The following is a 24095-nucleotide window of genomic DNA, read 5'->3' on the forward strand; positions in this document are numbered from 1 at the left end:
CTGGAGAGAGTCGCGTGAATCCCCTCGATATCGCATACGTTCGCAAGCAGTTTCCCGGTCTGGCCGGCGACTACGCCTTCATGGACAACGCCGGCGGTTCCATGGTGTTGCAAGGGGTCGCCGACCGGGTGGCCGACTACCTGCTCAACAGCAGCGTCCAGCTGGGCGCCTCCTACGCGCCCTCGGTCGCGGCCGGCGAACGGGTGATGCAGGCGCGCCGCTCGGTCATGCAGCTGATCAACGCGGCTCATCCCGACGAAGTCATCATGGGCGGCTCGACCACCCACCTGCTGCAGATACTCTGCCGCGCCATCGCCCCCTCGATCGCGCCCGGTGATGAAATCATCGTCACCAACTGCGACCACGAGGCCAACATCGGCCCCTGGGTCCGGCTCTGCGCAGACCGCGGCGCCACCCTGCGTGTCTGGGAGGTCGATCCCGACAGCCTCGAGCTGGAACTGGACGACCTGCAGGCGCTGCTCGGCGACAAGACCCGCTACGTAGCCGTGACCCACGCCTCCAACATCCTCGGCTCGATCAATCCCGTCGCCGAGATCGCCCGCCGCGTGCATGCCGTGGGGGCGCAGCTGTGCGTGGATGCGGTGGCCTATGCGCCACACCGGCTGGTCGATGTACAGGCCAGCGGCGCCGACTTCTATGTCTACAGCTTCTACAAGACCTTCGGACCGCACTTTGCCGTGCTCTGGGGCCGTCGTGACCTGCTGCTGGACTTTCCCAGCCTCAACCACTTCTTCATCGGCCAGGACGTGGTGCCCTACAAACTGCAGCCCGGCAACGTCAACTACGAGCTGTCCTTTGGCTGCATCGGCATCTCCGACTACCTGCTCGACATCGCCAACCAGTTGGGCATCCAGGGTAGCGAGCGAGAGCGGATGCAGGCAGCATTCGACGCCTTCGAGATCCAGGAAGATGCCCTCGCCGAACGACTGCTGGGCTTTCTGCGCCAGCGCCCCGGGGTCCGCATCATCGGCAAGACCAGCGTCCAGGCGCGCGTGCCCACGATCAGCTTCGTGGTGGAAGGCGTGCGCTCGGAAGCCGTGGTGCTCAAGGTCGACGAGCAGCGCATCGGCATCCGCTTCGGCGACTTCTATGCCCGACGCCTGATCGAAGCCCTGGGCCTGGCGCCCCAGGGCGGTGTGGTACGGGTGTCGCTGGCGCACTACAACACGCTCGAAGAAATCGACCGTCTCATCGCCGCGCTCGATCAGGCAATCACCGAATTGCGCTGACCGGCGCCTCTCCTTTCCACCTGCCGAGCGTTTTTCATGGCCTTACCGGAAACCCTTGCGGAGCTGCGCGATTGCATAACCGCCCAGCACGAACACCTGTCGGAGCGCCTGCGCGATGCGGCCCGCTTCCTCATCGACAATCCCCACGAGATCGCCCTCAGCACGGTCGCCGAACTGGGCAAGCGCTCAAACATCGCCCCGGCGGCTTATATCCGGCTGGCGCAGGCGTTGGGTTTCGCCGGTTTCAAGGATCTGCAGCGGCTGTTTCGCGCGCCGCTGCAACAGGCCGCGGCCACCCACAGCGAGCGCATCCGGCACTACGGTGGGGAAAAGCTGCTGGATGACCCCAGCGACGTCGGGGCGATCCTGCGGGAATTCAGCCAGGCCAATATCGTGTCCCTGGAACACCTGGCGGAAGGCGACCAGCAGGCCAATATCGAAGCCGCCATCGCCCATCTGCAGCTGGCGCGCACAACCTTCGTCATCGGTCTGCGGCGGGCCTTTCCGGTGGCCGCCTATTTGAGCTACGCCCTGGCCCGCGTGGGCCGACGCGCCGTGCAGATCAGCGGTGGCGGCGGCACCCTGCCGGAACAGGTCAGCGCCATCGCCCAGGACGACCTGCTGATCGCGGTGAGTTTTCCACCCTACGCGAGGGACACCGTCGAAGCCTGCCGGCAGGCGCGCGAGGCGGGTGTGACGCTGGTGGCCATCACCGACACCGTGTTAAGTCCGATCGGAAAGATGGCGGAGACGGTGATAGAGGTCAACGATGCCGAGCTGCTGGGCTTTCGCTCCCTCACCGCCTCCTTCTGTATCGCCCAGACCCTGGCCATGGGACTCGCCTTCAGCCAGGGCGATACCGATGGCGCCTTCGACCATGAACGGCTGAAGGACATCGACTGCTGAGCCCAAGCGCTCACCGGGTAGTTCACAACAATCACTTCAGGAGTAGATCCCGATGCTGTCACCTGCACGCGATTTGGTCGGTTATGGAAGACAACGTCCGCAAGGCACCTGGCCCAACGGCGCCCGTCTGGCCATCAGCCTGGTGATCAACTACGAGGAAGGCTCCGAGCGCTCGCTCGCCATGGGCGATCCGGACCAGGAGTCGATGACCGAATGGGGCAGCTACGCCATCCCCGCCGGCACCCGCAACCTGGCCATGGAATCCATGTACGAATACGGCTCCCGGGTCGGCATCTGGCGGATCCTCGACATCCTCGACGAGCAATCGGTACGCGCGACCTTCCACGCCTGTGCGGTGGCCTTCGAACAGAATCCCGACGTCGCCCAGGCGGCCGTCGCCGGTGGCCACGAGATCTGCAGCCATGGCTATCGTTGGGAGGAAGTCTTTCGCCTCAGCGAAGCAGAGGAGCGCGAGCATATCCGCCTCGCCGTCGAATCCTTCGAGCGCACCTGTGGCAAGCGGCCGGTCGGCTGGTACTGCCGCTACGGCGCCAGCATCCACACCCGCCGGCTGGTGGCCGAGGAAGGCGGTTTTCTCTACGACTCCGACGCCTACAACGACGACGTCCCCTACTTCGTCGAGGTCGAGGGCAGCCGCCATCTCGTCGTGCCCTATACCGCCGACGTCAACGACTTCCGCTACTGGAATTCGCCCGGCCTGTCCCAGGCCTCGGACTTCTTCGAATACATGAAGGAAAGCTTCGAGGTCCTCTACGAGGATTCCGCGACCGGACCGCGCATGATGTCGATCGGACTGCACCCACGCATGGTGGGTCGTCCGGGTCGGGTCCGGGCGATCAAGAGATTCATCGAATACGCCAGGCAGTTTGAAGGGGTCTGGTTCGCGACCCGCGAGGAGATCGCCCGCGCCTGGCTGGAAAGGGCTGACGGCTAGCCCGGTTCCCATGAATCCGGAGGCGCTTCGAAGGCCTCCGCTGTCCCGGGATTACCGGGGTGTGGCTTCAAAACCGGGCGATCAGCACCACCCCGGCGATCATCAGGATCGCGCCCAGCAGCCGCCAGCCGTTGACCGCATGCTGTTCCATGGAAAACAGGCCGAAGTGATCGATGGCCAGGCTGGCGATGAGGTTGGCGGTGATGGTGACGCCGTTCACCGGCGCTGCGCCGAGGCGCTGGATGAACAGCAGACCGGCAAAGACCGCCACCGCACCGGCGATGCCGCCCAGGGGTGCCCACCAGGGCATGTCGCCGATCTGGCTCACCGAAGGCAGCGGCCTGGGCATGCAGATGAACAGCCCGATCGCGACGAAGGTGACCATCACGAAGGACACCGAGGTCGCCAGCCAGGGATTGACCAGCGCCTTGTTCAGCGAGCCGTTCATGGCCGCACCGGCAGCCTGCAGGAATCCGGCAACGACGATAAGGATATAAGCCCAGTTCGCAGTATTCATCAGGAGTCGTCTCGGAGCGGAGCATGGGAGAGACGCGGGGCCGCTCAAGCGACCCCGCGAGGCCTGAATTACGACTGGACACATCTTGTAAAAGTGCCGTCTCGCTCACGCGTGAAGGCTCTACACCGGGATATTGGCCGCTTTTTCGACCAGCGGGCCTGACTCGCCGCCTGGATGCGTGCCGGTCCCGCCAGGCGATCCGCTCGAACCCCGATGCGGTCCTGCGCCCTCCTCCGCCAGGGCCGATGTCGAGCGTCAGCCCTATTTCACGATGGCCCTGACCGCCGCCAGCACATCCCGGGTGGCCTGCCGGGTCGCCTCCGCATCGGGCCCGACCTTGGGCCCCAGCACCACGCAGCTATCCTGATAGGAAAAGACCTTGCCGGTCTGCTGGTTGATCAACTCGCCCTTGGCGTTCTCGGTGATCCGACACTCACGCACGGTCTGGCTACCCTTCGCGACCACCACCGGACTCCAGACATAGGGGCTGTCGAAGCCGTGCTCGGCGTGAGGATAGGTGTGCACCCCGAGATCGGCGCCCTGCTGCTTGAGTGTGGCGAGATAGCCCTCGCAGCGGGAATAGGGATCGTAGTTGTCGGCCAGGCCGTGGTAGACGCGCAGCGGCTTGGCGACGACCCGGTCCTGCTCGCGAAAGCTGATCGAGCAGTCGGGATAGAACGACAGATAGCCGGCGAACTGGAAGTCCTGACTTTTCCAGCGTTTGTCGAAGCGCTCCATGGCGGCATAGAGCGAGGCCTGTCCACCGCGGGAAAAGCCCATCAGGATGATCTTGCCTGTATCGATGCGGGGATGCCGCGCGAGCAAGGCACCGGCGCGATAGTCATCTAGGACGAAATTGAGCCGCCCCAGCTGAGCCTGATTGGTGGCGGTGCTGGTGATGCCCCGGCCCGAGAAGCCATCCACGGCAAAGGTGGCGATGCCGGCCTGATTGAACTGCCGCTGCCAATAGGTGATGTTGGCCCCCACCCCGCCCGACCCATGCTGCAGAATCACCACCGGCACCCTGCCCTCGCCGGGCGGGAGCGACAGCACGCCGCCCAGCAGAACCTCGGTGCCGCCCTGGTCCCCCGTCAGGAATTGCTGATCGCTCAGGGTCAGCGAGGTGAAGGTCAGCACCTCTTGCCGAGCGGGGATATCGGTAGCGGGCGCGGTGGCGGCGAAAGCCGTGGCACTGGCAAGACCGGCAATGGCCGCGAGCAAGGGGCGCAGGGTTCCAGCGGACAGGTAGCGCATCGGTTGCATCCTTCTTGTGAGGTCTTCCCAGGGTAGCCAATCGGCGGTGCCCTGCTGGAAAGACGGCGAGCAGAACCCGCCGCACTAGCCAGAATGGGCACCTTTGCCCGCAATCCTGCCCTGAGGTACGAACCTCCTAGCCTCTGAGCGGCCGCCCTTTTCCGCTGCAAAGGTTTCCCAAATGCACCAGGACGGCTTCCTCTGATTCTCCCCGCGCCAGCGGCGAAACCGCTGGCGGGCACGCAGAGCGCCTCCCTGGCCGAGGCCATCACTGCCTTCTACAACTACGCGCCCCTCACCGCGCTGTTCAACGCCAGTGCCAGCCAGCCCCTGGGCAGTCGCACGGCCATACCCGCCGCGGCCTCAGGCTAGAGACGGAGACGCCCATCGCAAACCGGTGGGCATCCTGTCACCCGCTTCGCTTGGATGCTCGCTATACTGGCCGCGCACGGCCTGTGACGAATACCTCTAGCATCCGTGTTGGAGGCTTCAACCTGTCGCTCGCCATCTTCCCCGCTGCCCCGGCAGGGCACCGTACGAGCGACCCGATGAGCACCCTCACCTCGACTCCAGTCCCCTCGTACCTCCTGTCCCAGGACATCGATCTCATTGCCGAGATCGCCGCGGTACCCAGGATCCTGGACGTGGTCTGCCGGATGACAGGGATGGGCTTCGCCGCCGTCGCCCGGGTGACCGACGATCGCTGGATCGCCTGCAGTACCCTCGACCTGATCGGCTTCGGCCTGGAGCCCGGTGGCGAACTGGACGTCAAATCGACCATCTGCGACGAGATCCGCGACCATCGCCAGCCGGTGGTGATCGACGACGTGGCGCGGGACGAGCTCTATCGCCACCATCACACGCCCAGGCAGTACGGCCTGCGCAGCTATATCTCGGTCCCCATCGTGCTGGAGGACGGCAGCTTCTTCGGCACCCTCTGCGCCATCGATCCGCAGCCGGCCAACCCCAGCAGCCCGGAGATCCTGCCCGCCTTCGAACTCTTCGCCAGCATGATCGCGCTGGAGATCGGCGCCCAGCGCCGCTTCGTGGCCGCCCGCAACGTGCTGCACAGCGAAGGCTTTTCCCGCAGCCTGCTCCAGGCCAGCCTGGATTGCGTCAAGGTCCTCTCCGCCGGGGGCCATATCGAATTCATGAACGCCCAGGGCCTGGAGCTCAACCAGTTGCAGTCCGTCGATCAGGTGATGGGCTGCGAATACGCCGCGCTCTGGCCTGACGCGGAGGTCGAGAAGATCCGCCACGCCGTCAGGCGCGCCGTCGAAGGCCAGGGCACCCGGGTCGAGGGTTTCTGCCCCACGGCCCGGGGCGAGCCGCGCTGGTGGGAGGTGTCCTGTTCGCCCTTCGCGGTGGCCGGCACCGGCGAGGTCAAGATCGTCTGCATCTCGCGCGACATCAGCAGTCGCATCCTCGCCCAGCAGGCGCAGCAGGCCCGTGCCGAAGCCATTGCCGCGCTCAACGACGAGCTGGAGCTACGCATCTCGGAGCGCACCGCCGAGCGCGACCAGATCTGGAACTGCTCTACCGATCCGCTGTGCGTGGCCGACCTCGAAGGCTTCTTCGTCAACCTCAATCCGGCCTGGACGGCGACCCTGGGCTGGTCGCTCGACGAGCTCAAGGCCCGTCCCTTCCTGACCTTCGTCCACGATGACGACCTCGTCGCCACGCGCCAGGCGTTTCGCGACGTCAAGCAGGGCATGGCGCTGGTCAGCTTCGAAAACCGCTATCGCCACCGCGACGGCACCTACCGCTGGTTTTCCTGGAATGCCACGCGCAACGGCGAACTCATCTATGCCACCGTGCGCGACGTGACCCAGCAACGCCAGCAGACGCTGGATCTCGCGGCCGCCGAAGACGCCCTGCGCCAGGCGCAGAAGATGGAAGCCATCGGCCAGCTCACCGGGGGCGTGGCCCACGACTTCAACAACCTGCTCACCGTCGCCCGCACCTCCTGCGACCTGCTCAAGCGCCCCAACCTCAGCGATGCGCGACGCGAGCGCTACCTGGAAGCGATCTCCACCACCGTGGATCGCGCCGCGCGATTGACCGGGCAACTGCTGGCCTTCGCCCGGCGCCAGGCCCTGGCGCCCGAGGTGTTTTCCGCGCGGGACAATGTCCTGGCCATGGGTGACATGCTGGAAACCCTGCTGGGTTCGCAGGTGGGCATCGAGCTCGAGGTAGGCGATGACCCGTGCCTGGTCTATGCCGACCCCAGCCAGTTCGATACCGCGATGGTGAACATCGCGGTGAACGCCCGCGACGCCATGAGCGGTGCCGGACGCCTGACCATAGGCGTAATGACCGTCGCCGGCATTCCGGCCAGCGGGGCTCAGCCAGCGCTGGACCTCCCGGCCGTGGCCATCACCCTGGCGGACAACGGCAGTGGCATCGCCCGGGCACACCTGGAGCAGATCTTCGAACCCTTCTTCACCACCAAGAGAGTCGGCCAGGGTACCGGACTCGGCCTGAGCCAGGTGTTCGGCTTCATCAAGCAGTCCGGTGGCGAGGTGCGGGTCACCAGCGAGGTCGGCCGCGGGACGACCTTCCACCTCTATCTGCCGCTCGCGCCGGCCAGCGGGCCGCAACCGACCCTCGCTGATGCCACGGCAACGGTCGATGGCGGTGGGATCACCGTCCTGGTGGTCGAGGACAATCTCGAGGTGGGTAGCTTCGCCGTCGACCTGCTGGGCGATCTCGGCTACCACGCAGTCCTGGCCACCAACGCCGAGCGCGCCCTCGCCCTGCTCGCCGACCAGCCGGGTCGATTCGACGTGGTCTTCTCGGACGTCGTCATGCCCGGCATGAGCGGGCTGGAGCTGGCCATCGAGATCAGACGCCTCTATCGCTGCCTGCCGATCCTGCTGACCTCCGGCTACAGCCACGTCCTGGCGACCAATGGCGCCCAGGGCTTCGAGCTGATCCACAAGCCCTATTCGGCGGAGGCCCTGTCACGCCGGCTGCAGCAGATCCTCGAAGAAACCGCGACGCACCTGACCATCTAGGGCGCCGCGGTACGGACGGTCAGGCTCAGGCACGGCCGGGGCGCACCGCCAGGGCCGAGACGAGCACCCCCGCCACCACCAGGCCGAGCCCGGCGACGAACAGGCTCGACACGGTGGCGCCAAACGCCAGGCAGGACGCCAGGGTTCCCACCAGGGGCACCCCGAGCGTGACGGTCGACATGGCGAAGGTGGAAATCCGCCGACCGAACTCCGCCGAGATGACGAAACAGGCCGAGGTGGCGATCGGACCGATAAAGAACAGCTCCTGCAACAGCCGGGTATCCAGGGTCACGGCGGTCGGCCAGCCTTCGCTCAGCCAGGCGGCAAAGGCCAGGGGCACCACGGCCAGCAGCATCTGCCAGGGTGCCAGTGCCAGCGGCGACGTCACCCAGCGATGGCGCTTCACGTGGAGGATGACGAGCGCCCAGCTCACCGCGGCGAGCAGGAGAAAGAGTGCCCCCTTCACGGTGCCCGGCTGCGTCCAGTCGAGTTCCGCGGGACTGCAGACGACGACCACCCCGGCCATGCCGATGGACAATCCGGTCAGCTGCAGGCGCGACGGCGCCTGGCGAAACAGCAGCCAGGCGACCAGCACGCACCACAGGGGCGTGGTGTAGGCCAGCAGCACGGCCCTGCTGGTGTCGATCTGCACCATGGCCACCATGCCAAGCCCGGTGAAGGTCATCATCTGCAGCAGTCCCACGCTGGCGATGATCGGCAGGTCCTGCCGGGTGGGTAGCCTGAGTTGTCCCCGCAGCGCCAGGTAGAGGCACAGGCAGATCGCGGCGCTGGCGAATCTCACGGTCGCCAGCCAGAGCGGCGGCACCGATTGCAGGGCGAGCTTGGTCACCGGCCAGCTGCTACCCCACAGCAGCACCATGACGCCGAGCGCGACATAGGTGGAGGAAAGCCCGAAGGCCTTGCCTGGAAGGTCGAGGTTTTGCCGAATCGTAGCGCTCACGATGCCACCCTGTTGCCCATGGATCACTCGGAGTTATGCTATTTCCGCTCGCGCGCGAAAACGCACCTTTCTCTTTGTGAGAAATGGAAAGATCGGTACATCCAACCCTGTAGAGCTCGGAAAGAGGAAATTCCTACCGTGAACCGCGCCAAACTCGACGATGCCAGCCTGCGCATCTTGGATGCCCTGCAGCAGAACGCCGAACTGAGCAATGCCGAACTGGCGGAAATCGCCGGACTCTCGACGTCCCCGTGTTGGCGGCGCGTGGCGGACATGAAGGAGCATGGCGTCTTGCGCGGCGCCGTGACCCTGGTCGATCCGGCCGCGCTGGGGCTCGCCATCAACGTTTTCGTGCATGTGTCGCTCAAGCTGCAGGACAAGCAGTCGCTGGAGGTCTTCACGGATGCGATCAAGGAGCGTCCGGAGGTCATGGAGTGCTACCTGATGAGCGGCGAGGCCGACTTCATGCTTAGGGTGGTGAGCGAGGACCTGGCCAAGTACCAGACGCTGCTGCTGGATTGCCTCACGACCATCCCCGTCGTCGCCAGCATCAGATCGAGCTTCGCCCTGAGCCAGGTGAAGTACACCACCGCCCTACCGACCAATCACCTGCGCGGACGGGCGGCGGGCAGCCGTCGCTGAGACTGCCCGCTGCCGCGCGTCCGGCCATGGCCGAGGGTGCCCATGGATCGCCGCCCGCCCCGGCCCGCGCCTATGGGAGGTGCCGGACAGCCGGACCCGCGACGCGACGGCGGCCATCCACCCCGGGCGAGCGATCGGGTAACATGCGCCGCCGCGGGCCAGTGGCCCCTTTCTCTCGGTAAGGAGTCACAGTGTTCGATACCCAGGTCATCATCATCGGTGCCGGCGCCGCCGGTTTGATGTGCGCCCTGAGCGCTGCGGCGCGTGGGCGCCGGGTACTGGTACTCGACCACGCCAACAAGGCCGGCAAGAAGATCCTCATGTCCGGCGGCGGCCGCTGCAACTTCACCAACCTCTATTGCGAGCCCGCCAACTTCCTCTCGCAGAACGCGCATTTCTGCAAATCGGCCCTGGCGCGCTACACCCAATGGGACTTCATCGCCCTGGTGGCCAAGCACGGCGTGCCCTATCACGAGAAGAAGCTCGGCCAGCTGTTCTGCGACAACAAGGCCAGCGACATCCTTGCCCTGCTGCTGGACGAGTGCGAACAGGGCGGCGTCGACATCCGCCTCAATACCTCGGTGCAGGAGATCGCCCGCCTCGACCCGGGCGGCTATCAGCTGCAGACCAGCCTGGGCCCGGTGCGTGGCGAGTCCCTGGTGATCGCCACCGGCGGCCTGTCCATCCCGACCCTCGGCGCCACCGGCTTCGGCTATCAGGTCGCCCGCCAGTTCGGCCATCAGCTGCTGCCGACCCGCGCCGGTCTGGTGCCCTTCACCATCACCGATCCGCAGCTCAAGGAATTCTGCAGCGCCCTGTCCGGCACGGCGGTGGAAGATTGCCGGATCAGCTGCAACGGCCAGAGCTTCGTCGAGAATCTGCTGTTCACCCACCGTGGCCTCAGCGGTCCGGCGATCCTGCAGATCTCTTCCTACTGGCAACCCGGCGACAGCCTCAGCATCGACCTGCTGCCGCACTTGGACCTGGCCCAGTGGCTCGCCGAGCAGCGCCAGGCGCGGCCCAACAGCGAACTCAAGACCCTGCTGGGCGAGCTGTTCACCAAGAAGATGGCCACGCTGCTCGCCGACAGCTGGTTCCAGTCCCGGCCGCTGAAGCAATACACCCCGGACGAACTCAAGGTCATCGCCGCCCGCCTGCACGACTGGCAACTGGTCCCGGCGGGCACCGAGGGCTACCGGACCGCCGAGGTCACCCTGGGCGGCGTCGACACCCGCGAGGTGTCGTCCAAAACCCTGGAGTCGCTCAAGTCGCCCGGCCTGTACTTCATCGGCGAGGTGCTGGATGTCACCGGCCACCTGGGCGGTTTCAACTTCCAGTGGGCCTGGGCGTCGGGTTACGCGGCGGCGCAGTATGTCTAGGCCAAAGGAAAGCGCTTTGCGCCTGGACTCAGGCAGCCGCAGACGGCCAGGTCTGGCACGCGATACGCAGGAAATTCCCGCCCAGGATGGCGTCGATGTCGGCGGCGGTGTAGCCCCGATCCGCCAGTTGGCGTACCAGTTCAGGTAGCGCCTCGGGTTGCAGCTGGGTATGACCATGCGGCTGTCCATAGTGGCGTGCGGGCCACCAGTCTTCGGCGTCGACGCCAGCGGGCAGGTCATGGTCGGCCGGGCACAATTCGGTATCCAGCCCAATGCCGATATGGCGAATCCCGACCCGCTCCGCCAGGTAGTCGATCTGGCGGACAAAGCTGGCCACCGAAGCCGCGGGATCGCCCAGAAAGAGACTCAGACCGGTCAAGCCGATCACCCCATCCTGGTCGGCGCAGGCGCGGATCTGGCGATCGCTCACCGTCCGCGGATGCTCGTGGAGCGCCTTGATGTTGGTGTGGGAAAAGACCACCGGCCGTGTCGACACCGCCATGATCTCCAGGCTGGCGCGCTCGCTCGCGTGGGCACAGTCGAGGGTGATGCCCGCCGCATTGCCGGCCGCCACCATCTCGCGACCCAGCGCCGTCAGACCGCCCCCCGCGCCATGGCAACCCCCGGCACAGCTGTTGTCGCGGTTGTAGGCGAGCAGCATCTGGCGCACCCCGAGACTGGCATAGAGCCCAACCATCGCCGGGTCGTCGAGCAGCATGGTCGAGCCTTCGAGATCGAAGGATACGGCCAGCCTGCCTTGCTCACGCGCCCGGTGGATGTCGGCCACCGTGCCGACCAGACGGAAGTGAGGCTCATGCCGCGCCAGCCAGGCGCGGAAATCCGCGAGGGTCTGCACCACCGTCGCGAAAGGCGTCATGTCCATGCCGACGTTGATCGACACATGATGGAAGCCGGCCGCGCGATAGCGATGCAAGCCGGACATGTCCTGCCCCGGCACCAGGGGCAGGCAGGCATGCGCCTCCCAGCGGATCGGCCCAAGTCCCGCGGCTATGGCTGTGACCGGCTGCATCGGCGTCCCCCTGCGCACGTCTCGAGGGATGCAACATAGCATGCGGACAGGGGCAGGATCCGCCCGACCCGCCGCGACGCTAGCCGACGTTCACGGTCCGCAGCAGCGCCGGATCCACGACCCTTGCCTGATAGCGCACCGACGCCTGGCCATAGGCCTGGGGATCGAGCACCTGGTCCCAGCGTGCCGGTGCCTGCGCCTGCACTGCGACGACCTCGGACTGGGCCGCCTTGGGCTGCAGTGCGGCCTGGGCGCGTCTTTCGTTGATCTCGGCGGCCATGGCGGTGTAGCTGGCGGTGCTGAGCAGGGCGAGAGCGGCCATCTTGTTGAAGACGTTCATGGTGGATCCTCCTGTCTTGAACACGGGGGCTGGCGTCGCCGCGGCAGCGGGCCGGCGTCAGTCACGGTTCCACCTTGCGCCCAGGCGTCTTAACGCTGTCTTAACCCCTCTGAACCCGACCTGAACGACTGCGACAACCTGCCCCAGGCGATGGCCACTGGCCAATTGATCTGGATCAGTTTTGCCCAGGGTCAGCAGGCGCATCCTGCATGCAGCCGCCACTCCGTCCTGGAGCGGCGCCACGGCTCGCGAGGTCGCCATGAACGGACGCCTGGTCAAGGAACTGCTGATCATCCTGCTGATCAAGCTGGCGCTGCTCATGGCGATCAAGAGCCTCTGGTTCAGCGCCCCCACGGTGCCGCCCAACGCCACCCAGGCGGTCAGCGCCCACCTGCTGGACTAGTACCCCTTCCCTTCGCTTGAGGAGATTGCCGGGATGATCTCGGAATCCGTCGTGGACCTGTCACGCCTGCAATTCGGCATGACCGCGCTGTATCACTTCATCTTCGTGCCCCTGACCCTGGGGCTGGTGGTGATCCTGGGGATCATGGAGTCGGTCTATGTGATGACCGGCAAACAGGTCTACAAGGACATGACCCAGTTCTGGGGCAAGCTGTTCGGCATCAACTTCGCCCTGGGCGTCACCACCGGCCTGACCATGGAGTTCCAGTTCGGTACCAACTGGGCCTACTACTCCCACTATGTCGGCGACATCTTCGGCGCGCCCCTGGCCATCGAGGGCCTGATGGCCTTCTTCCTCGAATCGACGCTGATCGGGCTGTTCTTCTTTGGCTGGGAGCGGCTGTCGAAAGGGCAGCACCTGCTGGTGACCTGGCTGGTGGCCCTGGGCTCGAATCTCTCCGCGCTGTGGATCCTGGTGGCCAACGGCTGGATGCAGAATCCGGTCGGTGCCGAATTCAACTACGTCACCATGCGCATGGAGCTGGTCGACTTCGGCGCTCTGCTGCTCAACCCCGTGGCCCAGGTGAAGTTCGTCCACACCGTGGCCTCGGGTTATGTCACCGGCGCCATCTTCGTCCTGGCGATCTCCAGCTACTACCTGCTCAAGGGCCGCGACATCGGCTTCGCCCGGCGTTCCTTCGCCGTGGCCGCCGCCTTCGGCATGGCCGCAGTCATCTCGGTGATCGTGCTGGGCGACGAATCCGGCTATCGCGTGGGCGAGGTACAGAAGGTCAAGCTGGCCGCCATCGAAGCCGAGTGGAACACCGAGGCAGCCCCTGCCTCCTTCACCCTGTTCGGGATCCCCAACCAGCAGGAGATGCGCACCGACTACGCGGTAAAGATCCCCTATGTGATGGGCCTGATCGCCACCCGCTCCACCACCGAGCAGGTCACCGGCATCAAGGATCTGGTCAAGCACTACGAAGAACGCATCCGCAGCGGCGCCCAGGCCTATGCCCTGCTGGAGCGCCTGCGCGCCGGCGACGACTCCGCCGCTACCCGCGCCGCCTTCGATGCCCGCAAGCATGACCTGGGCTATGGCCTGCTGCTCAAGAAATACACCAAGGATCTGCCTGCCGCCTCCGACGAGCAGGTGCGCAAGGCCGCCCTGGACACCATCCCCAACGTGGCGAGCGTGTTCTGGACCTTCCGCATCATGGTCGCCAGCGGCGTGCTGATGCTGGCCCTGTTCCTCTGCGCCTTCTGGGCCTCGACCCGGCGCAACGAACTCAGGAAACCCTGGCTGCTGAAGTGGGCGCTGTTCAGCCTGCCCCTGCCCTGGATCGCCACCCAGACCGGCTGGTGGGTCGCCGAGCATGGTCGCCAGCCCTGGACCATCAGCGAGGTGCTGCCCACCCACCTGTCGGCCTCGACCCTGGCCCCAGCCGACCTCTGGGGTTCCATCGGCGCCCTGGTCACCTTCTACACCCTGCTGCTGATCGTGGAGCTGTACCTGATGATCCGCTTCGCCCGCCTCGGCCCGAGCAGCCTGCATACCGGCCGCTACTTCCATGAACGCGCCGCCCAGGTCGGCGACGCCCTGCGCCAGGCCGCGGTGGCCAAGCCCGCTGCCCCGGCCAACGTCTGAGGAGACCGCCATGTTCGACTATGAAGTCCTCAAGCTCATCTGGTGGGTGCTGATCGGCGTGCTGCTGATCGGCTTCGCCCTCACCGACGGATTCGACATGGGGGCCATGATCCTCATGCCCCTGATCGGCAAGACCGACAAGGAACGCCGCGCCGCCATCAACAGCATCGCCCCGCACTGGGACGGCAACCAGGTGTGGTTCATCACCGCCGGCGGCGCCCTCTTCGCTGCCTGGCCGATGGTCTATGCCACCGCCTTCTCCGGACTCTACTGGGCGCTGCTGCTGGTGCTCTTCGCCCTGTTCCTGCGCCCGGTGGGCTTCGACTACCGCAGCAAACTGGACAACACCCGCTGGCGCAGCGCCTGGGACTGGGGCCTGTTCACCGGCAGCCTGGTTCCGGCGCTGGTGTTCGGCGTGGCCTTCGGCAATCTCTTCCAGGGCGTGCCCTTCCAGCTCGACGACACCCTCAGATCCACCTACAGCGGCAGCTTCTTCGCCCTGCTCAACCCCTTCGCGCTGCTCTGCGGCGGGGTCAGCCTGGCCATGCTCTGCGCCCATGGCGGCAGCTGGCTGATGCTGCGCACCCACCAGGCCCTGGGCGAGCGCGCCCGCCGCGCCACCGGCCTGTGCGCCCTGCTGCATCTCGCCACCTTCGGCCTCGCCGGCGTCTGGCTGGCCCATGGCATCGACGGCTACGTGCTGATCAGCCAGGGCGATCCGGGCACCGCCCTGAATCCGCTGCACAAGGTGGTGGCAGCCGGCAACCCGGGCTGGCTGGCCAACTACCATGCCCAACCGCTGACCCTGATCGCCCCGGTCGTGGCTGTACTCGGCAGCGTCCTCGCGCTGCTGGGCAGCAGCTGGCGCCAGGCCGGTCTGGCCTTTACCGGCACGGCCCTGGCCATCGTCGGCACCCTCGCCACCGCCGGCTGCGCGCTGTTTCCCTTCGTGCTGCCGTCGAGCCTGGATCCGGCCTCCAGCCTGACCGTCTGGGACGCCGTCTCCAGCCACAAGACGCTGGGCATCATGTTCGTCGCCGCGGCCCTCTTCGTGCCGCTCATCCTCGCCTACACCCTGTGGAGCTACGTCCGCATGTGGGGCAAGGTCGATGACCGCTTCATCGACGCCAACCCCCACGGCCTCTACTGATCAGCCTCTCAAGGAGACACGCCATGTGGTACTTCACCTGGATCCTCGGTGTCCTGCTCGCCGCGAGCTTCGGCATCATCAACGCCCTCTGGCTGGAAAGCACCCGGGAGCTGGACGTCCATGACGACGCCGAATGCTGAAGCCCTGCCCCGCGTCCACCCGCTGGGGCGGACGCTGTCCCTGCTGCTGGCGGCGCCCCTGGCCCTGCTGCTGCTGATCCACCCCGGGCTGATGCTCGACGCCAGCGGCCACTACAGCCATCCGCTGCTGATGGCGGTGATGCTGGGCGTGTCCGCCGGACTGGTCCACGGCGTCGGCTTCGTGCCGCGCCTGTGGCTCTGGCGCTTGGTGTTCGGGCCGGCGGTGGGCTGGCCGCTGCTGGTGCTCGGCTACGCCCTGCTCTTCAGGGCGCAGCTGGGCTGATCGATGTCCGACCCTAGCGCCCGGCCTCCCCGGGCGCAGCACGCACCACCCGGCGTACCGCCTGACATACAGCCTGGCGCACCCTCACTCGCACCACTGATTAACCTGACTATAAAGGTTCGTCCCGGGGTGCCGACATAACCGCAATCGACCTCGCCCACGACGGCTGATCGCTTTGCCGCCGGCGCCCCTGCTGACCGCCTCAGAGAAGTCCACCATGCTCAGGAATGCCCCCCTAAGTACCAAGCTCCTGCTGATCCTGCTGCTGCCGCTGGCTGGCTTCCTGGTGATCTCCGGCCTCTACACCGCCGACCGCTACGAAACCTTCAAGGACATGGAGCACACGGTCACCGCCAGTGCCACGGCGCAACGCATCAGCGCCGTGATCACCAGCCTGCAACGCGAACGCGGCGCCAGCGGCGTCTTTCTCGGCAGCGGCGGCAAGTCGATGCAGGACAAGCTGAAGACCTTCCGCCAGGACAGCGACAACGCCCATGGCGAACTCAAGACCCTCGCCAGCGGTAGCGATGCAAACATCCAGGCCCTGCTGCGTGCCCTGGACGGTCTGCCGGAGCTGCGCACCAAGGTCGACGGCCTGGCGCTCAACAGCACCCAGTCCGGTGCGGCCTACACCGACCTGATCAAGACGCTGATCGGCTATACCCATTCGCTGGAAGCCGGGGTCGACGATCCGGCCATCCTGCGCGCCCTGGGCGCCCTCAATCTGTTCGTCGAGATGAAGGAACGCGCCGGTCGCGAGCGGGTGCTCCTGGGTCTGGCCTTCAACCAGAATCGCTTCGACGCCAGCCTGCTGTCGCGCTTCGCCCGCAACCTGGGCGAATTCTCTGCCTATGCCGACGCCTTCCAGCGCAAGGCCACGCCCGAGTTCATCCGCCAGCTCGACGACACCTTCAAGCAACCCAGCGCCCAGGAAGTCAGCCGCCTGCAGCAACTGGCCTTTACCGTTCCCCTTGGCGACGCCCTGGGCGTCAAGCCGGAGGACTGGTTCAACCTGGCCACCCAGCGCATCGACCTGATGGGCAAGGTGGAGGCGGACCTCGGCGCCAGCGTCGGCGCCCAGGCCGAGCAGGCCCGCGCCAATGCCAGTCGCGACCTCTGGATCACCCTGGGCCTGGTACTGCTGGTGCTGGTGGCCGTCTCGGCGCTGGCCTGGGTGATCATCCGCAACATCAAGCAGGCGGTCGAACAGGTCAATGGCACCCTCACCCGCCTGGCCACCCGTGACCTCACCGCCCGTTGCGCCTATCAGGGCAAGGACGAGTTCGGCACCATCACCGGCAACCTCAACCAGATGAGCCAGGAGCTAGGCCAGGTGATCCAGGAGATCGGCGCGGCCACCGTCCAGGTCGCCACCGCTGCCGAGGAGGCTTCGGCGGTCGCCATCCAGACCAGCCAGAACGTCGCCCAGCAGCGCCTGGGCACCGATCAGGTGGCCACCGCCATCGCCGAGATGAGCGCGACGGTCAAGGACGTCGCCCGCAGCACCACCGAAGCCGCCGAGGGCTCGCGCCAGGTCGAGGGCAACACCAGCCAGGGTCGTCGCGAATTGCAGGCCACCATCGGCCTGGTGCAGGGGCTGTCGGTGCAGGCCGAACGGACCTCGGACATCATCGCCGAACTCAAGCACGAGAGCGATGCCATCTCCTCGGTGCTGGACGTGATCCGCGGCATCGCCGAACAGACCAATCTGCTGGCTCTCAACGCCGCCATCGAAGCCGCTCGCGCCGGTGAGGCCGGGCGTGGCTTCGCCGTGGTGGCCGACGAGGTTCGCTCCCTGGCGCAAAAGACCCAGCAATCCACCGGCAGCATCCAGCAGATGATCAATAATCTGCAGACCGGCTCCGACCGCGCCACCCAGGCCATGCAGGAAACCCTGAGCCAGGTGCAGACCGGCGCCAGCAATGTGGTTCGCGCCGGCGAGCTGCTGGGCGAGATCGCCGAGGGCGTGACCCTGATCAACGACCGCACCATCCAGGTCGCCTCGGCCGCCGAACAGCAGAGCCAGGTCGCCGAAGAGATCAGTCGCAACGTCAACGACATCAACGACCTGGTGATCCAGGTCAGCGCCGGTGCCGAGCAGACCGCGGTCACCAGTCGCGAACTGGCGCGCCTCGCCGAACAGCAGCAGGCGCTGGTCGGCCGCTTCCGGGTGGCCTGACCCCACCCAGGCACTCGATGGCCAGCGAGGAGGACAGCTCCAGGTCCCCCTCTCTGGCCATCCGCTGCAAGTTCGCTCTTCCCGCGCCCGCTATCCTCTCCCGCCTCCGCGCCTCCCCGCGTTGCCCTGTCGTTGGGCTTGGTCGCCCTTCGGCACTGCCCAGCCTGCCCCCAACCCGGAAGTCAGTGCTCTGTACCGAGTTCTACCGTCTGCCCCGGCTTGATCCTTCCACCGCAGGCCTTTGCCGCCATTGCCCTTCAGCCTCGGTGGCGACTCCGCGGTTCCAGACGAAGCAGGGAATCGGCAAGCAACACCCACGAACCGCTCTAGCACGCTACTTGCAGACATTACAGCCGGTCATGCGCGCGCATCCGCTACCCGGGTATTTCCGCAAGCAACAGTCAGGCTTTGCGCAGCGGAATCCTTTCCGGCGATGCCTGCGCGGTGACCTCTCATGGAACCGATCCCTCGCGTCCCAGCAAGCGCGAGGGTCATCTATAGAAGGACTGACCGATGCTGAAGAACGCCGCCCTGAGTACCAAGCTGCTGCTGATCCTGCTCCTGCCCCTGACCGGCTTTCTGCTGATTTGCGGTCTCTTCCTCAAGGAGCGCTACCAGACGCTGGAGAATCTCGATCACACCGTGACCGCCAGCGCCACGGCGCAAGACGTCAGCACCCTGATCACCTACCTGCAACGCGAACGGGGCGCCAGCGGCGCCTTTCTCAGCAGTGGCGGCACGGCCGTGCGTGACGACCTGCGAACCTATCGCCAGGACAGCGACCAGGCCCAAGGCGCCTTGCGCGCCCGGGTGGCCAGCGACGATACCGCCCTGCAACCCGTGCTGAAGCTCCTCGACGGCCTGCCCGGGGTGCGCACCACCGTGGACGGCCTGACGATCAGCGGTACCCAATCCAGTGCCGCCTATACCGAGATGATCCAGGCATTGATCGGCTACAACAGCAAGCTCGAAGCCGAAGTCGAGGATCCGGCGATCAAGCGCGCCCTGAATGCCCTGAATCTGTTCGTCGAGATGAAGGAAAGAGCCGGCCGCGAGCGCGCGCTGCTGGGGATAGCCTTCAGCAGGAATCGGCTGGAATTGCCGCTACTGGTGCAGATCGCACGCAATCTCGGCGAATTCACCGCCTACGCCGACGCCTTCAGGCAGAGGTCCGCGCCCGAGGTCGTCCAGCGATTCGAGAACCTCCTCAAGCAGCCCGGTGCCCTGGAGCTGGCGCAGTTGCAGCGGCGCGCGCTCTACACGACGCCGGGTAGACCGCTGAATGTGCAGCCGGACACCTGGTTCGACCTGGCCACCCAGCGCATCGATCAGCTGGGCACCCTGGAAACGGAGCTGGGCGCCAGCATCATCGCCACCACCGAACAGCTACGCGCCGGCGCCAGCCGCGATCTCTGGACCACCCTCGGCCTGATGCTGGTGCTGCTGGTGGCCGTTTCGGTGCTGGCGTGGCTGGTCATCCGCAACATCAAGCAGGCGGTCGAACAGGTCAACGGCACCCTCAACCGCCTGGCGACCCGCGACCTCAGCGCCCGTTGCGTCTACCAGGGCCGGGACGAATTCGGCACCATCACCGGCAACCTCAATCTGATGAGCCAGGAACTCGGCCAGGTCATCCAGGAGATCGGCGCGGCCACCCAGCAGGTCGCCACCGCCGCCGAAGAAGCCTCGGCGGTCGCCATCCAGACCAGCGAAAACGTGACCCAGCAACGCCTGGGCACCGATCAGATGGCCACCGCCATCGCCGAGATGAGCGCCACGGTCAAGGATGTCGCCCGTAGCACCAGCGAAGCCGCCGAGGGCTCGCGACAGGTGGAGGCCAGCACCCGCCAGGGTCGCCACGAATTGCAGGCCACCATCGGCCTGGTGCAGGGACTGTCGGTGCAGGCCGAGCGCACCGCGCAGATCATCACCGAACTCAAGCAGGAGAGCGACGCCATCTCCCTCGTGCTGGACGTGATCAATGGCATTGCCGGGCAGACCAATCTGCTGGCGCTGAATGCGGCCATCGAGGCGGCGCGCGCCGGTGAGGCCGGTCGCGGCTTTGCCGTGGTGGCCGACGAGGTACGCTCCCTGGCGCAAAAGACCCAGCAATCCACCGGCAGCATCCAGCAGATGATCAGCCGCCTGCAGAGCGGCACCGACCGCGCCGCCCAGGCCATGCAGGAGACCCTCGGCCAGGTGCAGACCGGCGCCGGCAACATGCTCCGCGCCGGCGAATTGCTCAGCGAGATCGCCGAGGGCGTGACCCTGATCAACGATCGCAATATCCAGGTGGCCTCGGCCGCCGAGCAGCAGAGCCAGGTCGCCGAAGACATCAGCCGCAACGTCAGCGACATCCATGAGCTGGTCATCCAGGTCAGCGCCGGTGCCGAGCAGACCGCGGTCACCAGTCGCGAACTGGCCCGCTTGGCCGACGCCCAGCAGTCATTGGTGGGGCGCTTCCAGGTGGCCTGAGCCCCGCGCCGGCCGCTGTACGGTGGAAAAGCCGCCCCTCTGGATGGCGACGCCGGCGCGCCCTGTCGCCAGACTGGGCGCCGCTGTCAGCGACTGGTTGCCGGCAGCGGGGACCGGCCAGCCCAGGACCGGCCACCAGACCGCCTGGAAACGCCATGGATACCTTTGCCCTCTACCTGCTGCTGTGCGGCCTCACCATTGCCAGTCCCGGTCCGGGCGTGCTGCTCACGGTCAACAACGCCCTGCTGCTGCAGTGGCGCGGCGCCCTGCCAGGCATCCTCGGTGTGGTGCTGGGCATCCTCCTGGTAGCCATTCTGTCCAGCACCGCGCTCGGCGCCCTGGTGAGCAGTTCGCCACGGGCGCTGCAGGGGCTGCAACTGCTCGGCGCGCTCTATCTGGGCTGGCTGGGTCTGAATCGCTGGCGCCAGGGCTCGCTCCCAGGCCAATGGACCGGCACGACCCGGCCGGCGATCGGCGTCGCCAGACGCCTCCGGCAAGGGCTGCTGGTGTCCCTCACCAATCCCAAGCTGATCATCTTCTTTCTGGCGCTGTTTCCACCCTTCATCCAGGCCGACCGCCCGGTGCTGCCGCAGCTGGTGCTGCTGGTGGCGAGCTTCTGCCTGTTGAGCCTCCTCATTCACTGCAGCTACGCCGGGGCCGCAGCAGCCTTGAGTACCCGCCTGACCGCGGTTTCCACCCTGGCGCGCCTGAACCGGGCGGCGGGCGGACTCTTTCTGCTGTTCGCCGCGCTGCTGCTGGGTGCGGCCCTGGGCTCTCCTAGTGCCTAGTGGCGACCAGGGTGCGACTGGCGTCGTTGGACGCTTCCCGCGGTCGTGACTGCTCCTGCCGCAAGGTGGCGAAACGCGCCTGGGACAGCGGTCGCTGCAGATGGAAGCCCTGGGCCTGGTCGCACCTGAGATCGGCGATGCGCGCCAGTTGGCCGGCGGTCTCGATGCCCTCGGCCACCACCGTGAGCGACAGCGCACGGCCCATGCTGACGATGGCCTCGACGATGGCCGCGTTGCTCTCGCTCACCTCGATGTTGGAGACGAAGCTGCGATCGATCTTCAGGCAATCGAAGGGATAGGTGCGCAGATAGCTCAGCGAGGAATAGCCGGTGCCGAAGTCGTCCATGGACAGTCGCACCCCCAGCGCCTTGAGCTTCTTCATCAACTCCAGGGCGCCCGCGGCGTCGTCCAGCAGGACGTTCTCGGTCAGCTCCAGCTCGACCCGCGCCGGATCGATGCCGGTGCGGTCGAGCACCTTGCGCACCCGCGCGACCAGATCGTCGCGCTGGAACTCCAGCGGCGACAGGTTGATGGACACGATCAGCTCCGGCTCCCAGACCACCGCCTGGCTGCAGGCTTCCTGCAGCACCCAGTCGCTCAGGCCGAGGATCAGTCCGGTCTCCTCCGCCACCCCGATGAATTCGGCCGGTGCCAGGCGACCGCGCGTGGGATGGTTCCAGCGCACCAGCGCCTCGGCGCCCAGCAGGCGCTGGCTGCTGGCGTCGAATCGCGGCTGGAAATCCAGCTCGAATTCCAGCCGCTGCAATCCCAGGCGCAACTCGGTCTCCAGCTGGCGCCGCTCGAGGATGCGCTGGTTCATGGTGGGCTCGTAGAACCTCAGGGTATTGCGCCCGGCGGCCTTGGCTTCGTACAGGGCGATGTCCGCATAGCGCAGCAGATCCTCGGCGCCATGGCCATCCTGGGGCGCCTGGGCGATGCCGATGCTCGCGCCAATATTGATGTCGTGCTCGTCGATGCGCATGGTCCGGCCGATGCCCTCCAGCATCCGGTTGCACATCAGGCTCACCTGCTCGGCACTCAGGCAGCCGTTCACCGCGATCAGGAATTCATCGCCGCCGATGCGCGCGACCAGATCGCCCTCCCGGACGCTGGCGCGCAATTCGCGAGCGACCTGGCAGAGCACCTGATCGCCCGCCCCATGGCCGAGGGAGTCGTTGACCGGCTTGAAGCGGTCTAGGTCGAGGGCCAGCAGATGCAGCGGCTGACTGGCACTGACGCCCTCGGCGAAGCGCTGCGCCAGGTAGCGGTGCAGCTGATGACGATTGGCCAGTCCGGTCAGGGCGTCGTGCCGGCTGATGTGCTCGATGCGGGCCTTGGCCTCGATCTCCTCGGTCACGTCGCATACGGTGCCGCGAAAGCCGGCCAGCAGGCCGCCGCTGATGATGGGCTGCGCCGAGAGCTGGCAGTACCTGAGCTTGGCCTGGGCATCGCGCATCTCGCAGGGCAGCGGACGGCGGGTGCGGCCGGCCGCCAGCGGCGTCCGGGCCACCTCCTCGACCTGGCTCGGCGGGTAGCCCAGCAACTCGTGCAGCGGACGCCCCAGCCAGTCTTCGCGGCTGAAGCCGGTGACGGCCACGAAGCGCTCCGAGAGATAGACCAGGCGCTGTTCGGCGTCGCTCTCCCAGATCCAGTCGGACGAGGCCTCGGAAACGGTACGAAAGCGCTGCTCGCTGTGCCTCAGGGCATCTTCGGCCACGTCGGTCTGCCGCGCCGCCAGGGCGATCCGCCGGCGCAGGTACCAGACCAGCAGCAGCGCCAGGCCACACATGGTCGCCAGCAGCGGCACGAATTGCGTCAGCAGGCGATGCCCCATGCCATGCACCAGCCAGTGGAAGGTCACCGCGATACCCGGATCGGACCTCACCACCAGGGTCGGCCGCTCCGCCAGGGCGGGCAGGTCCCCGGGCTCCGCGGTCAGCCCGGGCAATTCGAAGGCGTGCCCGAGCTGGGCCAGCTTGTCCGGCGTGAGGATGTCGACGAACACCATATAGGACAGCCGCTTGAAGTCCTGGTAGGTCGCATCCGGGCGGATGACCGCGGCCAGCACGCTGGCCGGCTGGCCATCGATCAGGAAATAGCCCTGGGCATAGCCATCCTTGAGCGAGCGTTCCCGCGCCTGCGCCAGCAGCGCCGTCTGGTCGTCGCCGAGCCAGGTGTCCAGTTGCATCTTGCTGCGGCCGCCGCCAACCACGGCATAGCGGGTCACGCCATTGGGTGCCAGGATGAAGGCGCCGTTCACTCCGTAGCCGCTGTAGAGGGACGGCCCCACATTGTCCTCCTCGTAGGCCCAGTTGACGTCGACCTTCTTATTGGTCCGCGCATAGGCCTCCAGCCAGAAGGAATAATCGGTCAGCACCCGACCCAGTTTGTCCACCCGCGTTTCCAGCGCGCGCTGGGCGTCCGCCTCGCTGTGGTGGCGTTGCTGCTCGTCGATGCGCGCGCACAGGTCGAACAGCATCCAGCCCGCCAGGGCGAAGATGAGGGTGACCAGGGCGAAGAAGCCGAGGGAGGCCTGACGGGCGACACGATTGAGTTGGGTAGGCACGATAGCGACCTGTTGCAACGGGTTGTACGAGGGTGCTGACGGCAGGCGGCCAGGCCGTAATCGTCTGCCTTTATATCGGCACTGCCTTGGGCGGCTTGAAGCCCCCGCATAAATATTCCGCAGAAGAGCTCGCTAGAGCGGCTGCTTTTGCACCATCCATGGGCGCCGACGTACCGAGTGCGCCAGGACGGCGCAGCCTTTCCTGCCCCTCTT

20 protein-coding genes are annotated in these 24095 nt (G+C 66.4%); 14 read left to right on the top strand and 6 right to left on the bottom strand.

The features are described from left to right. The first annotated feature begins 14 nt into the window (after positions 1-14). From PSK12I2_RS0119780 to PSK12I2_RS0119790, 3 genes are read left to right on the top strand one after another with little or no spacing between them, the layout of a single operon-like run. Positions 15-1250 carry a cysteine desulfurase-like protein gene (locus tag PSK12I2_RS0119780; protein WP_027599756.1) on the top strand — a complete coding sequence of 412 codons (1236 nt, stop codon included), beginning with the start codon at positions 15-17 and terminating at the stop codon, positions 1248-1250. A gap of 36 nt (positions 1251-1286) precedes the next feature. Continuing rightward, positions 1287-2156 (top strand): MurR/RpiR family transcriptional regulator, encoded by an 870-nt coding sequence (locus PSK12I2_RS0119785; RefSeq protein WP_027599757.1) that lies wholly within the window; start codon positions 1287-1289, stop codon positions 2154-2156. Between the two features lie 52 nt (positions 2157-2208). Next, positions 2209-3111 carry an allantoinase PuuE gene (locus PSK12I2_RS0119790; protein WP_027599758.1) on the top strand — a complete coding sequence of 301 codons (903 nt, stop codon included), beginning with the start codon at positions 2209-2211 and terminating at the stop codon, positions 3109-3111. Between the two features lie 67 nt (positions 3112-3178). Here the strand turns inward: PSK12I2_RS0119790 and PSK12I2_RS0119795 are convergent, their stop codons facing one another. Beyond that, on the bottom strand, positions 3179-3628 hold the full coding sequence (locus PSK12I2_RS0119795) for a DMT family transporter (RefSeq protein WP_027599759.1): 450 nt from the start codon (positions 3626-3628) through the stop codon (positions 3179-3181). Between the two features lie 261 nt (positions 3629-3889). After that, positions 3890-4882 (bottom strand): dienelactone hydrolase family protein, encoded by a 993-nt coding sequence (locus PSK12I2_RS0119800; protein WP_027599760.1) that lies wholly within the window; start codon positions 4880-4882, stop codon positions 3890-3892. Positions 4883-5430: 548 nt separating this feature from the next. Between PSK12I2_RS0119800 and PSK12I2_RS24200 the strand changes: the two genes are divergently transcribed. After that, a complete protein-coding gene (locus PSK12I2_RS24200) occupies positions 5431-7899 on the top strand; it encodes a PAS domain-containing protein (protein WP_027599761.1) in 2469 nt (822 codons plus the stop codon). Between the two features lie 25 nt (positions 7900-7924). On the opposite strand, the gene PSK12I2_RS0119810 is transcribed toward PSK12I2_RS24200, so the two are convergent. After that, a complete protein-coding gene (locus tag PSK12I2_RS0119810; protein WP_256204005.1) occupies positions 7925-8860 on the bottom strand; it encodes a DMT family transporter in 936 nt (311 codons plus the stop codon). A 138-nt stretch (positions 8861-8998) separates the two neighbouring features. On the opposite strand from PSK12I2_RS0119810, the gene PSK12I2_RS0119815 reads away from it, so the two are divergent. Then, complete coding sequence (locus PSK12I2_RS0119815) at positions 8999-9502, top strand: Lrp/AsnC family transcriptional regulator (RefSeq protein ID WP_197027415.1); 504 nt, start codon at positions 8999-9001, stop codon at positions 9500-9502. A gap of 191 nt (positions 9503-9693) precedes the next feature. Then, a complete protein-coding gene (locus tag PSK12I2_RS0119820) occupies positions 9694-10881 on the top strand; it encodes an NAD(P)/FAD-dependent oxidoreductase (RefSeq protein WP_027599764.1) in 1188 nt (395 codons plus the stop codon). 28 nt (positions 10882-10909) lie between these two features. Here the strand turns inward: PSK12I2_RS0119820 and PSK12I2_RS0119825 are convergent, their stop codons facing one another. Together PSK12I2_RS0119825 and PSK12I2_RS0119830 are read right to left on the bottom strand one after the other, a co-directional pair. Beyond that, positions 10910-11824 carry a membrane dipeptidase gene (locus tag PSK12I2_RS0119825; RefSeq protein ID WP_256204006.1) on the bottom strand — a complete coding sequence of 305 codons (915 nt, stop codon included), beginning with the start codon at positions 11822-11824 and terminating at the stop codon, positions 10910-10912. 166 nt (positions 11825-11990) lie between these two features. Beyond that, positions 11991-12251, bottom strand: coding sequence for a hypothetical protein (locus PSK12I2_RS0119830; RefSeq protein ID WP_027599766.1), 261 nt, complete (start codon positions 12249-12251; stop codon positions 11991-11993). Positions 12252-12510: 259 nt separating this feature from the next. Here PSK12I2_RS0119830 and cydP point away from each other — a divergent pair, with 259 nt between their 5' ends. The 8 genes from cydP to PSK12I2_RS0119870 all read left to right on the top strand — a co-directional run bounded on the left by cydP (position 12511) and on the right by PSK12I2_RS0119870 (position 21316). Next, positions 12511-12654, top strand: a complete 144-nt coding sequence (cydP, locus tag PSK12I2_RS25105; protein ID WP_169742405.1) for a cytochrome oxidase putative small subunit CydP — start codon at positions 12511-12513, stop codon at positions 12652-12654. A 33-nt stretch (positions 12655-12687) separates the two neighbouring features. Next, positions 12688-14301, top strand: coding sequence for a cytochrome ubiquinol oxidase subunit I (locus PSK12I2_RS0119840; RefSeq protein ID WP_027599767.1), 1614 nt, complete (start codon positions 12688-12690; stop codon positions 14299-14301). 10 nt (positions 14302-14311) lie between these two features. Further along, entirely contained in the window at positions 14312-15451 is a 1140-nt protein-coding gene (gene cydB / locus PSK12I2_RS0119845; protein WP_027599768.1) for a cytochrome d ubiquinol oxidase subunit II, read from the top strand. A gap of 23 nt (positions 15452-15474) precedes the next feature. Beyond that, positions 15475-15591, top strand: coding sequence for a cytochrome bd-I oxidase subunit CydX (gene cydX, locus PSK12I2_RS24700; protein WP_007158843.1), 117 nt, complete (start codon positions 15475-15477; stop codon positions 15589-15591). Beyond that, entirely contained in the window at positions 15572-15874 is a 303-nt protein-coding gene (locus PSK12I2_RS0119855) for a cyd operon YbgE family protein (protein ID WP_042133531.1), read from the top strand. The genes cydX and PSK12I2_RS0119855 overlap by 20 nt, the downstream gene beginning before the upstream one ends. Before the next feature lie 217 nt (positions 15875-16091). Next, entirely contained in the window at positions 16092-18053 is a 1962-nt protein-coding gene (locus PSK12I2_RS0119860) for a methyl-accepting chemotaxis protein (RefSeq protein ID WP_037007959.1), read from the top strand. Positions 18054-18566: 513 nt separating this feature from the next. After that, positions 18567-20528, top strand: coding sequence for a methyl-accepting chemotaxis protein (locus PSK12I2_RS0119865; RefSeq protein ID WP_037007873.1), 1962 nt, complete (start codon positions 18567-18569; stop codon positions 20526-20528). A 155-nt stretch (positions 20529-20683) separates the two neighbouring features. After that, positions 20684-21316: a LysE family translocator gene (locus PSK12I2_RS0119870; RefSeq protein ID WP_027599772.1), complete on the top strand. Its 633-nt coding sequence runs from the start codon at positions 20684-20686 to the stop codon at positions 21314-21316. Here PSK12I2_RS0119870 and PSK12I2_RS0119875 read toward each other — a convergent pair. Continuing rightward, a complete protein-coding gene (locus PSK12I2_RS0119875) occupies positions 21306-23882 on the bottom strand; it encodes an EAL domain-containing protein (protein ID WP_256204007.1) in 2577 nt (858 codons plus the stop codon). The genes PSK12I2_RS0119870 and PSK12I2_RS0119875 overlap by 11 nt on opposite strands. Positions 23883-24095: the final 213 nt, after the last annotated feature.

This window comes from Pseudomonas sp. MOIL14HWK12:I2, from assembly GCF_000510745.1.
In the GTDB taxonomy this organism is placed as follows: Bacteria; Pseudomonadota; Gammaproteobacteria; order Pseudomonadales; family Pseudomonadaceae; genus Chryseomonas; species Chryseomonas oryzihabitans.